A 13,340-nucleotide genomic window follows, 5' to 3' on the forward strand; every position below is an offset into this window, starting at 1 on the left:
TGTGAAGCTGGCTCATCAGGTTGGCGTGTTCCGCCGTGCTGGTAGGGGCGCATTATAGGGAGCCGCGCCGGGATGACAAGGGCTTTTTGAAGAAATGCGTTCGTTTGCTGAAAAAGCAGGCTATAGCCCCTGAAACCAAGGCTTTAGCCCCCTTTTACGCCGCTTTTTTGCTCAACTCTTCGCTTTGAGCCTGAATATAGTTGACCCAGCTGGTTGCCCGCTGTTGCCAGTCATCCTGTTGCTGAAGTTCACGGGCCAGTTCCAGCGCCTGTGCATACTGCTCCTTATTAAGGTGTGCTTGCACCAGCAACGCTTTGGCGCGATTGCCTTGCTCACCTTTCACCGACTTGATGGCCACGAGCTGAGTCATGGCGGCATCCGTCTTGCCCTGTTGCAGCAACAGTTCGGCGGCGCGCATGGCGGCTTTGGGCTGACCATGCTGTTTGGCCAGCAGTTGCCAGCTATAGACCGCCTTCGGCCATTCCCGGGCACCTTCCCACAGCTGGGCCAGCAGTTGCTGGTTCTCGGTACTTTGCTTCATCTGTCCCTTCGCCATGGCGGTTTCCAGCAGACGGGCACCGCGATAGGGCAGCCCCTGCCACGCATAGAGGCGGATCAGCTGGTTGCGAGCGGCAGCGTCATCCATCAACTGACGGTCGATGGCGGTCTGCAACAGGGCCAGCGCCTGATCGCCGCGTTTGGCAGAGAGGTTGAGCGACACCGCCTGTTGCCACCACTTGCTCTCTTGCGGCTCGTGGCGGATCAACTCGGCGGCCTGATCGGCAGCTACACCGTAGCGCTGCAAGGCGGTGAGGGCGGAGAGGCGAATGATGGCGGCCTGCTTCTGCCAACCCTTCTTCAGTAACTGTTCGCTTTGGCTGGCAGCATCACCGTACTGCTTGTTGTGGTAATAGAGACCGGCCAGACGAAGACGCAGGGCATCGTCGGGTTTGAGTGCCAGAGCGGCCTTGTAGCTGGCGATGGCGCCGGTCCAGTTGGATTGCTGTGCCTGAATATCGCCACGCAGACGCAGCAACTGGAGTTGCTGCTGCTCCGGCCACTCTTTATAGGCCAGCGCCTGTTCGACGTAACGGCTCGCCTGGGCGGTCTGCTGCAAGTTGGCTGCCAGGGACGCCTGCAGCTGGGCCAGCCAGGCGCGCTCGGCATCGGACCCCGGCTTGAGCCCCGCCGCCTTGCTCTGGGCCTGTTGCCACTGACCGGATTGGTAGAGCTTCATCACAGGCTCAAGCTGACGAGAGAAATGGGGGCTCACCTCCATCGCCAGACAGGCTTGGCTGACCAGGGCCAGCAGGCAGATCCAGATCCGCAACATAGTTATGACTCCAGTTTGAATTTGAGCGTGATGACTTGCACCAGCTTGTCGCTGGCGCCGGGTCTCGGCTGATAGCGCCACTTGTTGATGGCCTGAATGGCTGCCCGCTCGAACTGACGCTTGGGTTTGGCCTCGATCACTTCCACATCCTGTACTCGCCCCTCGGCATCGACGCTGAAGCGCAGGGTCACTGCGCCTTCGATCCCCGCCTGCTGGGCGCGATAGGGGTAAACAGGCTCGATCCGTTGCAGCGGCATCAGCATGTCGCCGGCACCGACACCGGCACCCTGCTGCTGACCATGAAAATTGCCGCTCAGCACGGGGGCCGTGCTGGTCGCCACACCGGGGGCATAGACCTGCACAGCACTGAGGCTGGAGACCAGATCCAGGCTAGGTTGCACCGAAGGCAGCGGCGCCGCTGCCGGCAAGGGCATGGGGGTCGACGCCAGGGCGGCGGGAGGTTCCGGCAGAGGTTCGGGCTCTTGCGGCACAGGGCGTTCACGCACCTGCACCTCGGTCACTTCATTCTGCATGTTGATGACGATGGATTTTTGCTCACTCGCCACCTTCTTGCCCTTGGGGGGCTCCACCAGAGTGGCCATGAACAGCAGGATTGCCAGACTGAGGGCGATCCCCAGTCCCAGGCTCATCAACTTGAACTTCATTTCGGCGCCACCGCCACGGCGATGTTGGCAATGCCCGCCGCCTTGGCTTCATCCATCACCCGTACCACCTTGCCGTGGGGCACCCGCTCGTCGGCCTGGATCACCAGGCTGGCATCGGGCTGCTCCGTCAGCAGGCGGGCGATACTGGCCTGAACCCGCTCCACGTCTATCTGCTTGCGGTCGAGGAAGATCTGACCCTGGGCACCGATCGCCAGCATGATGCTGGAGGATTTCTGCGCCTTGGCCTGACTGGCCTGGGGTCTGTGCACCTCGAGCCCGGCTTCGCGCACGAAGGAGGTGGTGACAATAAAGAAGATCAGCATGATGAACACGATATCCAGCATGGGGGTCATGTCGATCTGTACTTCGTCACGCTGGCGTTTGGATTGCCGTCTCATTGCATTACCTTCTCTTCTCGCAGGCCGTCCCGGGTCTTGGCCAGCGCACGCCTGGCCTGGCTCTCGAGCCGGCTGAGTAACAAGACGCCGGAGAGGGCCACCACCATGCCTGCCATGGTGGGTATGGTGGCACGGGAGATACCGCCTGCCATGCTCTCCGGGTTAAAGCGGTTGGCCGCAGCCAACGCATCGAATACGCCTATCATGCCGGTCACTGTGCCCAGCAACCCCAGCATGGGGCAGAGCACCACCAGGGTGCGGATGAAGATCAGATGACGGTTCAGCTCCAGCTCGGCCTGGGCCAGCCAGCGGCTGCGAATGGCCCTGGCATGCCAGCTGTGGCGCTCGCTGCGCCCCTGCCAGCGGCTCAGCAGCTGTTGCTGCAAGGGACCAAAGCCCAGATTGAGGTAGAGCAGCCGCTCGATCATCAAAATCCACATCAGCACCAGCAGGGCCAGAATGACCCAGAGCACGGGGCCGCCACGGCCCATGAAGCTCTGCAACTGTTGCCAGATGTCGAGCATCATGCTGCTCGCTCCATCCCGCCGTTATTGCTCTCGGCGCGCTCGGCTAGGATGCCGGCGACTTGCTGCTCCAGCACATTGGAGAGCTCGGTGAAGCGGGACTGCAGCAGGCTGTGAGCCAGGATCAGCGGAATGGCCGCGACCAGACCCTGTACCGTGGTGATCAGCGCCATCGAGATGCCGCCGGCCATGATCTTGGGATCACCGGTACCGAACTGGGTGATGGCCTGGAAGGTGCCGATCATGCCGGTCACGGTGCCGAGCAGACCCAGCATCGGGGCTATGGCCGCGATCACCTTGACCATGCCGATGCCACGCTCCATGCGGGGCGTCTCCTGCAGTATGGCCTCGTCCAGCCTCAGTTCGAGGGTCTCCATGCTCAGCTCGGGATGCTGCTCCGCCACCGTCAGCACCCGGCCGAGGGCGTTGTCGGCGTGATATTCGCCGCTCTTGAGCTGGCGACGCACCCGGCCCAGTTCACGGGAAAGGCTCCACAGCCGCGCGGCGGCAATGCCCAGACCTATGGCTGCCAGCAGCACTATGATGGCGCCAACCTGACCACCCTGCTGGACTTGCTGCCAGAAGGTGGGGGCCTGCGCCAGCATCTCCAGCAGGGAGCCATGGGATGGATCCAGCGGCAGCGCTTCCCCTTCCTGACCCTGATAGGCCGCAACGTCGGAGAGCACGCCACTTGGCAGACCCAGCACAGGGCTCAGACCCTCTGCGGTGGGTTGCAGAAAGCCTTCCCCCCCCAGCAGGGCAAAGCTGCCGACCCGGGTCAGCGGCTGCTCGCTGGCAGCTCCCTGGGCATCGAGCACCTTGCCGTCGAACCGGGCGATCCGGCCAGACTCGTTGATCTCTTGCAGCAGAGTCGCGGGCAACAGGGCGAGGGCGGCGCGATCCGGCACCTGCTTCTCCTGCGCCATAGCCTTGAGCGGGGCGAGGCGCTCGGGATACTGGCCCTCGACCGCGGACTCGGCCAGCAGCTTGACCGCATCGCTTGCGCCCTGACGGGTGACCGCGAAGATCTCGTTCATGTCGCCGGAGGCCTGCTCCCACTGGGCGTTGAGCTCCACCAGCTGCTTCTCGTTGCCGGCAAACTCGGCCGCCAACTGCTTGCTGAGGCTCTGGGCCGCGGCCAGTTTGGCACGAGCATCGTTCAGCTCCTTGGAGACGGAGGCCAGATCCTGCTGCGCCTGCTGTTCACGGGCTTGCTCCTGCTGCTGCCAGGCTTCATCGGCAACGGCGGCAGTGGTGCCCAGAGAGAGGGCAATAGCGAGGGGGAACCACTTCATGGTGACGCTCATGACTGGGCCTCCTGACCACGGCTGACGGAAAGGGGGACATTCAACAACTGGGGGACCTTCTTGTCGGCAGCCATCTCCAGCGCCTCGGCGATGGGAGAGAGCCACTGGCTGTCGAGGGCCTGCCACTGCTTGCTCTGCGCAGACCAACGCCACGCCTGGGAGCGATCGGCGGTCATCGCCAGCAGGGAGACCCGGCCCACTGCCAGCACATCGACCCGGCGCGGTGCGCCGTCCAGCGCCAGCTCGGCGGAATAGCTATCCAGCCGGCTGCCGTATTCGGCTTCGATCTGATAGGCCTGCAGCAGCTGACGGAATTTCTCCGCCTCGCTCACGTCGGCTCTGGCAAGGGTCGCTTTCAACTGTTCAACCCGCGCCAACCGATCTTCCCTGCGCAGCGGGATGTCATTTTGTACCAGCTGTTCCAGATCGGTTTGCATCTGCAGCATCAGCGGGATCAGGCCCTTCCGGGTCTCTTGCACCGCCTCCAGCTGTTGGCTCAGCTTGCCCAGCTCATTTTGCTGATCGGCTACCAGAGACTGCATGTAGCGGTTGTAGGCTTCCAGATCGCGCAGTTGCAGCTGGGCATTTTGCAGCTCCAGCCGGGCGGCAACGGCCGCATCGGCGGCTTTTTCCACCCGCTGCTGGGAGACTTTTCCGGCAGCTATGCTGCTCTTCAGTGCCGGTGCGACCAGCTCGTCGGCGCCGGCAGCAAAGTGGACTGACAATGGCAACAAGGCCAAACCCCAAAACTTATTCATGATATAAATCTTAACAATGATAACTATTCTCATTGTCTCAAAGAGTGGGGTCAGTGGCAATCAGATGATTTTCTTGGCCTTCGGCCGAAAAAACAGGATAATTTTTAAGCAAGCACGGGAGTCACTGGCGTTGGTAGTCACAACACCAAATTAATAAATAAAAAATATCTTTTCGATCAATGTGATAGAGATCGAAAAAGGAGATGTACATGTTTAACGATGCGATCTGGGAACACATCGATCGGTTCACCAAGGCCAAGAAGACCAGCGATATCCAGCAGCAACTGGAGCGCTTCAGTCATCAGATGGGCTTTGATTACTTCCGTCTGCTGATTATTTTCCCCATCAGCATGCAGAAATCCCACGTGGCGTTGTTCAACAACTGCCCCACCAGCTGGTTCGATGCCTACACGGAGCGGCACTACCTGACCCAGGATCCTGTGGTCTTCCTGGGCCTGAAGCAGACCCAGCCCATTTTCTGGAACAAGCTCGACTGCGACTCTCCCTGGCTGCCCAGCGCCAGCCGGGAGGTGATGAATCTAGCCGCCGACTTCGGGGTGAGGAACGGTGTCTCCTTCCCGCTGCACACCCCGCAGGGGGAGCACGGCATCCTCTCCTTCATCAGCAAGGAGAAATCCAACTCCGATCTGATGTTTGAAAACGTTCCCCTGCTGTCGTTCTGCGCCAGCTACATCTTCAACTCGGCGCTGCAGCTGATAAAGAGCAGGCCGGATCTGATGAAGTACCTGACCGAGCTGTCGGACCGGGAGAAGGAGTGCCTGTTCTGGGCCAGCGAGGGCAAGACCTCCTGGGAGATAGCCACCATACTCGGCATCAGCGAGCGGACCGTGAACTTCCACCTCAACCAGGTCACCAACAAGACCGACTCGAAGAACCGCAACCAGGCGATCGCCAAGAGCATCTCCAGCGGCATCATAGTGCCCTCGCTGGACGACGTGACCATCACCAACCTGCGGCTGTCATAGCGCCCCCACCAGACAACCAAAAAGAGCCGCAATGCGGCTCTTTTTCATTTCTGACTACGGCTTATTCCACGGTCACGGATTTCGCCAGGTTGCGTGGCTGATCCACGTCCGTGCCCTTGATGAGGGCGACGTGGTAGGAGAGCAGCTGCAACGGCACAGTGTAAACGATGGGGGCTATCATCTCTTCCACATGGTTCAGGCTCATCACCCGCATGGTCTCGTCGCTCTTGAAGCCGGCATCGGCATCGGCGAACACGTAGAGAATACCGCCACGGGCACGCACCTCTTCCACGTTGGACTTGAGCTTCTCCAGCAGATCGTTGTTCGGCGCCACCACTATGATCGGCATCTCGGCATCGATCAGCGCCAGCGGGCCGTGCTTCAGCTCACCGGCGGCATAGGCTTCGGCGTGGATGTAGGAGATCTCTTTGAGCTTGAGCGCCCCCTCCATGGCGATGGGGTACTGGCTGCCACGGCCGAGGAACAGGCTGTGGTGCTTGTCGGCGAACTCTTCGGCCAGGGCTTCGATATCCTTGGCCAGCGCCAGGCTCTCCTTGATGCGCAGCGGCAGGGCTTGCAGCGCCTTGACCAGCTCGGCCTCGGCGGCGGCGCTCAGGTTGCCACGGCAGTGACCGACCGAGGCCACCAGCATCAGCAGGCCGGCCAGCTGGGTGGTGAACGCCTTGGTGGAGGCCACACCGATCTCGGCACCAGCTCGGGTCATGAAGGCCAGATCCGATTCACGCACCAGGGAGGAGCCGGGCACGTTGCAGATGGCCAGCGAGCTCATGTAGCCGGACTGCTTGGCCAGCCGCAGGGCGGCCAGGGTATCGGCAGTTTCGCCGCTCTGGGACAGGGTCACCAGCAGGCTGTTGGGGCGCACCACGGATTTGCGATAGCGGAACTCGGAGGCGATCTCCACGTCGCAGGAGACGCCGGCTATCTCTTCGAACCAGTAGCGAGCCACCATGCCGGAGTTGTAGGAGGTGCCGCAGGCGACGATCTGGACGTGCTCGACCTTGTCGAAGATGGCGCGAGCGCCGTTGCCGAACGACTCGACCACAACGTGATCCGTGCCCAGACGGCCTTCCAGGGTGTTGGTGATGGCCTTGGGCTGCTCGTAGATCTCTTTGAGCATGTAGTGACGGTATTCGCCCTTGTCACCGGCATCGTGGGAGAGCTCGGATTCCAGCTCTTCGCGCACCACGGCGTCACCGTGGGTATCGAAGATGTGCACGTCGCGGCGGGTCACCTCGGCCACGTCACCCTCTTCCAGGAAGATGAAGCGACGGGTCACCGGCAGCAGTGCCATCTGGTCAGAGGCAATGAAGTTCTCGCCGATGCCGCGACCGATCACCAGCGGGGAGCCGGAGCGGGCCACCACCACACGGCTGTCGTCACGGCTGTCCATCACCACGGTACCGTAGGCGCCGCGCAGCTGCTTCACCGCTACCTGCATGGCCGCCAGCAGGCTGGGGGCGGATTTCAGCTCGTGGTGCACCAGGTGGGCGATCACCTCGGTGTCGGTGTCTGAGCTGAACACATAGCCCAGCCCTTGCAGCTCGGCCCGCAGCTCTTCGTGGTTTTCGATGATGCCGTTGTGCACCACCACGATATGCTCGGAGATATGGGGGTGAGCGTTGCGCTCGGACGGCTCGCCATGGGTAGCCCAGCGGGTGTGGGCAATGCCGGTACCACCGTGGACGGACTGCTCTTCCAGCGCCTTGGCCAGCTCGGCCACCTTGCCCAGACGGCGAACCCGCTGCAGCGGCTGGCTGGCGCTGAACACGGCCACACCGGCGGAGTCATAGCCACGGTATTCCAGACGGCGCAGGCCTTCTACCAGGATTTCAGCCACATCACGTTGGGCGACGGCCCCGACGATGCCACACATACACTTCTCCTCGATTGAATTCAGAAATAGGTTTGGATAACGGGATATTTGATTGGCGATATCAGCCGGCCACGGGGGCGCAGATCAGCGTGATCCCCCGGGCTTGAATTTGTTCTCTGGCCGAGCTGGCCAGCCCTTCGTCGGTCACCAGGGTCTGGATGTTTGCCCAGGGCAGCTCGAGGTTGGGGATCTTGCGGCCTATCTTCTCCGACTCGACCATGACGATGACCTCCCGCGACACCTCGGCCATCACCCGTGACAGACCCACCAGCTCGTTGAAGGTGGTGGTGCCCCGCTCAGGGTCTATGCCATCGGCGCCGATGAACAGCTGGTCGAAGTCATAGGAGCGCAGCACCTGCTCCGCCACCTGACCCTGGAAGGATTCGGAGTGGGGATCCCAGGTGCCGCCGGTCATCAGCAGGGTGGGTTCGTTCTCAAGCTCGCGCAGGGCGCCGGCCACGTTGAGGGAGTTGGTCATGACGATGAGACCGCGCTTGTTGCCCAGCATGGGGATCATGGCGCTGGTGGTGCTGCCGCTGTCGATGATGACGCGATTGTGATCTCGGATCCGTTCGGCGGCGGCACGGGCTATGGCCAGCTTTCGTTTCGAAACTTGCTCGGGATTGCTGTCCACCACCATCTCGCTGGGCAGGGGCACGGCACCACCGTAACGACGCAACAGCAGGCCACCGGTTTCCAGCACGGCCAGATCTTTGCGGATGGTCACTTCGGAGGTGGAGAAGTGCTTGGCCAGGGTATCGACGCTCACTTCCCCCTGCTCCTGCACCAGGCTCACTATGGTGTGGCGGCGCTGCTGGGTATTACGTTTGGTCATCTTTAAGTTTCGATTCGAAAGAATATCGAAATGTTAGCGCCTTTTTTGGAAAAATAAAACAGCAAATAGGATCCGATTTGGTTCGATGCCAGAATGGGACAACGGATTTACGACGAGGACGCCATGCAAAAACGAGTCATCTGGCTGGTGGAAGATGAGGCCAGCATAGCCGACACCCTGATCTATGCGCTGCAAACCGACGGCTTCGAGGTGGAGTGGTTCCCCCTCGGCCAGCCGCTGCTGGCGCGACTGGAACAGACGCGACCGGATTTTCTGATCCTGGATGTGGGGCTGCCGGACATCAGCGGTTTCGAGCTGTGCAAGCAGGTGCGAGCCCGCTGCGACACTCCGCTGATGTTTCTCACCGCCCGCAGCGAGGAGATAGACAGGCTGATCGGGCTGGAGATAGGGGCCGACGACTATGTGGCCAAGCCCTTCTCGCCGCGGGAGGTGTGCGCCAGGGTGCGGGTCATCCTGCGCCGCAGCCAGCCAACCACGCCCCCACAGAGCCAATTGCTGGCGCTGGATGAGGAGCGGGCCCGCATCAGCTTCCACGGCCAGCCGCTGGCGCTCACCCGTTACGAATACCTGCTGCTCAAGACCCTGATGCAGGCGCCGGGCCGGGTCTACTCCCGCCAGCAGCTGATGGATCTGGTGTGGAGCGGGGCGGAAGAGAGCCTGGATCGCACCGTCGATACCCACATCAAGACCATCCGCGCCAAGCTGAGGGAGCGCGACCCGGACGCCAACCTGATCCTGACCCATCGCGGGCTGGGCTACAGCCTGGAGCTGGCATGAACATGCTGCTGCCGTGCAGCGGCCGGGAGCCGACATGAGAATTGGACTGCAACTGCTGTGCGGACTGGTGCTGATCTTCGCACTGGCCGCCTGGTTCGTGCTGGAGATCTTCGTCGAGGAGATAAAACCCGGGGTGCGCAGCGCCACCGAAGATACCCTGGTCGACATGGCCCAGATGCTGGCGCCGCTGGCACTGGACGATCTGCAGGAAGGAAAGATGGCGGATGGCAGGCTGGCCAGCGCCTTCGCCCGCCTCAACCAGAGTCCCATCAACGCCCTGATCGACGGCCACCTCAAGCAGCAGGCGGAGTACCGCATCTATGTGGTCGACCGCTGGGGCAAGGTGGTCTACGACTCGGACGGGGTGGATCTGGGCAAGGACTACTCGCGCTGGAACGATGTCTATCGCACCCTGCGCGGCGAATACGGAGCCCGCAGCACCCGCAGCGACCCCGACGATCCCGCCAGTTCCGTGATGCACGTGGCCGCGCCGTTGCGGGAGGGGGACGACATCCTGGGATCCCTCACGGTCGCCAAGCCCAACCGCACTTTGCTGCCCATGATAGAGCGCAGCGAACACCAGCTGTTGCAGGGGGCGGCCCTGCTGCTGTTCATCTCGCTGCTGATCGGCGCCCTGCTGGTGTGGTGGCTCAACCGCGCCATCGGCAAGCTGGTGCACTACGCCGATGCGGTCAGCCACAACCAGCCGGCCAGCCTGCCGCGCCTCTACAGCCCCGAGCTGGATCGGCTCGGCCGATCTCTGGAGACCATGCGTCGCCAGCTGGACGGCAAGGCCTATATCGAAGCCTATGTGCACAGCCTGACCCACGAGCTGAAGAGCCCGCTGGCCGCCATTCGCGGGGCAGGGGAGCTGCTGGCCGAGGCGCCGCCGCTGGACGTCGCAAAGCGCTTTATCGGCAACATCAATCTGGAGACGGCCCGCATGCAGCAGCTGATAGAACGCATGCTGCAACTGGCCAAACTGGAGTCGGGGCAGGGGCTGGACAGACAGTCCATAGCCCCCGCCACACTGGGCAGGCGGGCCCTCGATGCCCGCCAGATCCTGGCCCAGCGCCGCCAGGTGACGCTGGTGGCCGAACTCGGCGAGGCCCAGAAACAGAAGTGGGACTCGCTGCTGGTGGAGCAGGCCCTCGGCAACCTGCTGGACAACGCCCTCGATTTCTCGCCCGCCGGCAGCACGGTCAGATTGACCGGCGAGATGAGCGCAGACGGTTACTGTTTCCGGGTGCGGGATCAGGGACCCGGCATTCCAGACTATGCCCTGCCACGCATCTTCGAGCGTTTCTACTCCCTGCCCAGGCCCGACAAGGGCAAGAGCAGCGGCCTGGGGCTCAGCTTTGCCACCGAGGTGGCCCGCCAGCACGGCGGCCACCTGAGCCTCGGCAATCAGCCCGATGGCGGTGTGCTGGCCGAGCTCTGGCTGCCCACCGGCTGACACTTCACACTGGCCACATAAAGCGGCGTTATGCTGCCGCCTCCCGGCCCTCAGCCCCATTTGTCCAAGGAGACCCCATGTCCCGCATTCTGTTACCCGGCCTGCTCGCCGCAGGCCTGCTATTCTCGCTGCCGGCCAGCGCCGCCTCCGGCTGCATGCTGTTTGCCGATGGCAGCGGCAAGCCCATCAGCAGCCAGGGGGATTGCTCAAGTCAGCTGCCTCCCGCCTCCACCTTCAAGATCCCGCTGGCACTGATGGGGTATGACAGCGGTTTCCTGGTGGATGAAAAACTGCCGGCCCTGCCATTCAAGCCCGGCGACGACGACTGGCTGCCCGCCTGGCGCGAGACCACAACCCCGAGCCGCTGGCTCACCTACTCTGTGGTCTGGTACTCCCAGCGCCTCACCGAGTGGCTGGGGATGGAGCGCTTCCAGCAGTACGTCGATCGCTTCGACTACGGCAACCGGGATCTCTCTGGCAACCCCGGCAAGCACGACGGTCTGACCCAGGCCTGGCTCAGCTCCAGCCTCGCCATCAGCCCGCAGGAACAGGCCCGCTTCCTCGGCAAACTGGTGAGCGGCAAGCTGCCTGTCTCCGCCCAGACCCTGCAGCACACGGCCAATATCCTGCGTCAGCCCGACATCGACGGCTGGCAGATCCACGGCAAGACCGGCATGGGCTACCCCAAGCTGCTGGATGGCAGCCTCAACCGGGATCAGCAGATCGGCTGGTTCGTCGGCTGGGCCAGCAAGCCGGGCAAGCAGCTCATCTTCGTCCACACAGTCGTGCAAAAGCCCGGCAAGCAATTCGCCTCGATCAAGGCGAAGGAAGAGGTGTTTGCCGCCCTGCCCGAACAGCTGAAGAAGCTGTGATGCCAAGACCGGCGCAAGGCGCCGGTTTTTTTATCGCCCTTCACCCCCACTTCACACGGCCCCATCGCCTCTTCACCCGAGCCAGACACACTTGTTCCCGTCAACAAGGAGACGTGTCATGGTCAAACAGATATTCAGCCACAAAATCTTTCTGCTGCTGTTGCTCAGCCTGCTGCTGATGGTGCCGGTGCAATCCATCATGGAGCTGAACCGGGAGCGTCAGGCCTATCGCAGTCAGGCCATCCACAGCATCATGGCCAGCAGCAGCGGACCGCAGCGGCTGCTGGGGCCTGTCGTGGTGCAGCCTTACACCCGCACAGTCACTGTGGAGCAGGATGGCAAGCGCTTCGAGCGCAAGCTGCAGCTCTACCGCTACCTGCTGCCGGAGCAGCTGGATGTGCGGGCCAGCATGGAGGTCACCCCCCGCAAGCTCGGCATCTATCAGGCTCAGGTCTATCACACCCGGCTCTCCCTCTCGGGGCGCCTGCCCACCGGGCTGAACGGCAAGGCCCTGATAAGCGGCGAACCAGACCTGATCGTCGATAGCGCCGATCCGGCGCTGGTGGCGGGTACTCCCTATCTGAGCCTGGTGCTGTCCGATGCCCGCGGCATCAACAGCGTGCCGGAACTGCAGCTGGGTGAGCAGCGCATCCCGTTCACCCCCGGCGCCCTGCTGGGTGACGGTCTGGCCGGTATCCATGCGCCGCTCAATGCCCTGCCGGGTGAGGGAGACGCCTTTCATATCGAGCTGGATCTGCAGGGAATGAATGAGCTGGAAGTGGTGCCCCTCGGCCAGGACAGCAAGCTGCAGCTGAGCGGCAATTGGCCGCATCCCAACTTCATCGGTGACTTTCTGCCAGGCAGCCGCACCCTCACAGCCCGGGGGTTCGACGCCAGCTGGCAGAGCAGCTGGTTCGCCACCGACATGGAGACCCGTTTCAACCGCATGATGAAGGGCGCCGGCGGCGATCTGCCCGCCTTCAGCGTCAGCCTGGTGCAGCCGGTGGATCACTATCAGCTGAACGAGCGGGCGGCCAAGTATGCCCTGCTGTTCATCGGCCTCACCTTCCTCAGCTTCTTCATGTTCGAGCTGCTCAGGGGATTGCGGGTACACCCGATCCAGTACGCCCTGGTGGGCATGGGGCTGGCCATCTTCTATCTGGTGCTGCTGGCGCTGACCGAGCACCTCGGCTTTGGCTGGGCCTACCTGCTTGCCAGCCTGGCCAGCGTTGCCCTCAACGGTTTCTATCTCAGCCATGTGCTGGGCGGCCCCAAACAGGGGCTCGGCTTCGCGGCCCTGCTCGGGCTGGTCTACGCCATCCTGTTCGGCCTGCTGCAAGCACAGGAGACAGCCCTGCTGCTCGGCGCCCTGCTGCTGTTCGCCATACTGGCGCTGGTCATGGTGCTGACCCGCAAGCTGGACTGGTATCGGGTGATGGGCAACCCCACCCAGCATCAGGATCCATAACCCGCAGGCCATAACAAAACCGGCGCCATCAGGCGCCGGTTTTATT

The 13,340-nt window shown here is 62.5% G+C and carries 13 protein-coding genes; 5 read left to right on the top strand and 8 right to left on the bottom strand.

From position 1 onward, the window contains the following. Window positions 1-154: 154 nt before the first annotated feature. Genes AACQ95_RS01505 through AACQ95_RS01530 form a run of 6 tightly spaced genes read right to left on the bottom strand, consistent with a single transcriptional unit; the run spans window position 155 to window position 4,985 of the window. A complete protein-coding gene (locus AACQ95_RS01505; RefSeq protein ID WP_241280379.1) occupies window positions 155-1,333 on the bottom strand; it encodes a tetratricopeptide repeat protein in 1,179 nt (392 codons plus the stop codon). Window positions 1,334-1,335: 2 nt separating this feature from the next. Next, entirely contained in the window at window positions 1,336-1,998 is a 663-nt protein-coding gene (locus tag AACQ95_RS01510) for an energy transducer TonB (RefSeq protein ID WP_241280380.1), read from the bottom strand. Continuing rightward, window positions 1,995-2,396: an ExbD/TolR family protein gene (locus tag AACQ95_RS01515; RefSeq protein WP_241280381.1), complete on the bottom strand. Its 402-nt coding sequence runs from the start codon at window positions 2,394-2,396 to the stop codon at window positions 1,995-1,997. Before AACQ95_RS01515 ends, AACQ95_RS01510 begins: the two co-directional genes overlap by 4 nt. Beyond that, a complete protein-coding gene (locus AACQ95_RS01520) occupies window positions 2,393-2,923 on the bottom strand; it encodes a MotA/TolQ/ExbB proton channel family protein (protein ID WP_241280384.1) in 531 nt (176 codons plus the stop codon). Before AACQ95_RS01520 ends, AACQ95_RS01515 begins: the two co-directional genes overlap by 4 nt. After that, window positions 2,920-4,227 carry a MotA/TolQ/ExbB proton channel family protein gene (locus AACQ95_RS01525; RefSeq protein WP_241280386.1) on the bottom strand — a complete coding sequence of 436 codons (1,308 nt, stop codon included), beginning with the start codon at window positions 4,225-4,227 and terminating at the stop codon, window positions 2,920-2,922. The genes AACQ95_RS01520 and AACQ95_RS01525 overlap by 4 nt, the downstream gene beginning before the upstream one ends. After that, entirely contained in the window at window positions 4,224-4,985 is a 762-nt protein-coding gene (locus AACQ95_RS01530) for a DUF3450 domain-containing protein (RefSeq protein ID WP_241280388.1), read from the bottom strand. Before AACQ95_RS01530 ends, AACQ95_RS01525 begins: the two co-directional genes overlap by 4 nt. A gap of 209 nt (window positions 4,986-5,194) precedes the next feature. On the opposite strand from AACQ95_RS01530, the gene AACQ95_RS01535 reads away from it, so the two are divergent. Continuing rightward, entirely contained in the window at window positions 5,195-5,971 is a 777-nt protein-coding gene (locus AACQ95_RS01535; RefSeq protein ID WP_042873460.1) for a helix-turn-helix transcriptional regulator, read from the top strand. A 61-nt stretch (window positions 5,972-6,032) separates the two neighbouring features. On the opposite strand, the gene glmS is transcribed toward AACQ95_RS01535, so the two are convergent. Together glmS and AACQ95_RS01545 are read right to left on the bottom strand one after the other, a co-directional pair. Beyond that, window positions 6,033-7,865 (bottom strand): glutamine--fructose-6-phosphate transaminase (isomerizing), encoded by a 1,833-nt coding sequence (gene glmS / locus AACQ95_RS01540; protein WP_241280389.1) that lies wholly within the window; start codon window positions 7,863-7,865, stop codon window positions 6,033-6,035. Window positions 7,866-7,926: 61 nt separating this feature from the next. After that, window positions 7,927-8,700 (bottom strand): DeoR/GlpR family DNA-binding transcription regulator, encoded by a 774-nt coding sequence (locus AACQ95_RS01545; RefSeq protein ID WP_041218325.1) that lies wholly within the window; start codon window positions 8,698-8,700, stop codon window positions 7,927-7,929. Between the two features lie 123 nt (window positions 8,701-8,823). On the opposite strand from AACQ95_RS01545, the gene blrA reads away from it, so the two are divergent. The 4 genes from blrA to creD all read left to right on the top strand — a co-directional run bounded on the left by blrA (window position 8,824) and on the right by creD (window position 13,294). Continuing rightward, on the top strand, window positions 8,824-9,498 hold the full coding sequence (gene blrA / locus AACQ95_RS01550) for a beta-lactam response regulator transcription factor BlrA (RefSeq protein ID WP_241280391.1): 675 nt from the start codon (window positions 8,824-8,826) through the stop codon (window positions 9,496-9,498). 34 nt (window positions 9,499-9,532) lie between these two features. Continuing rightward, window positions 9,533-10,954 (top strand): beta-lactam sensor histidine kinase BlrB, encoded by a 1,422-nt coding sequence (gene blrB / locus AACQ95_RS01555; protein ID WP_241280393.1) that lies wholly within the window; start codon window positions 9,533-9,535, stop codon window positions 10,952-10,954. A 77-nt stretch (window positions 10,955-11,031) separates the two neighbouring features. Next, complete coding sequence (gene blaOXA / locus AACQ95_RS01560; RefSeq protein WP_043557314.1) at window positions 11,032-11,826, top strand: class D beta-lactamase; 795 nt, start codon at window positions 11,032-11,034, stop codon at window positions 11,824-11,826. 118 nt (window positions 11,827-11,944) lie between these two features. Further along, window positions 11,945-13,294 carry a cell envelope integrity protein CreD gene (creD, locus tag AACQ95_RS01565; protein ID WP_241280394.1) on the top strand — a complete coding sequence of 450 codons (1,350 nt, stop codon included), beginning with the start codon at window positions 11,945-11,947 and terminating at the stop codon, window positions 13,292-13,294. Window positions 13,295-13,340: the final 46 nt, after the last annotated feature.

This window comes from Aeromonas sp. MR19 (assembly GCF_963899305.1).
In the GTDB taxonomy this organism is placed as follows: domain Bacteria; phylum Pseudomonadota; class Gammaproteobacteria; order Enterobacterales; family Aeromonadaceae; genus Aeromonas; species Aeromonas bestiarum.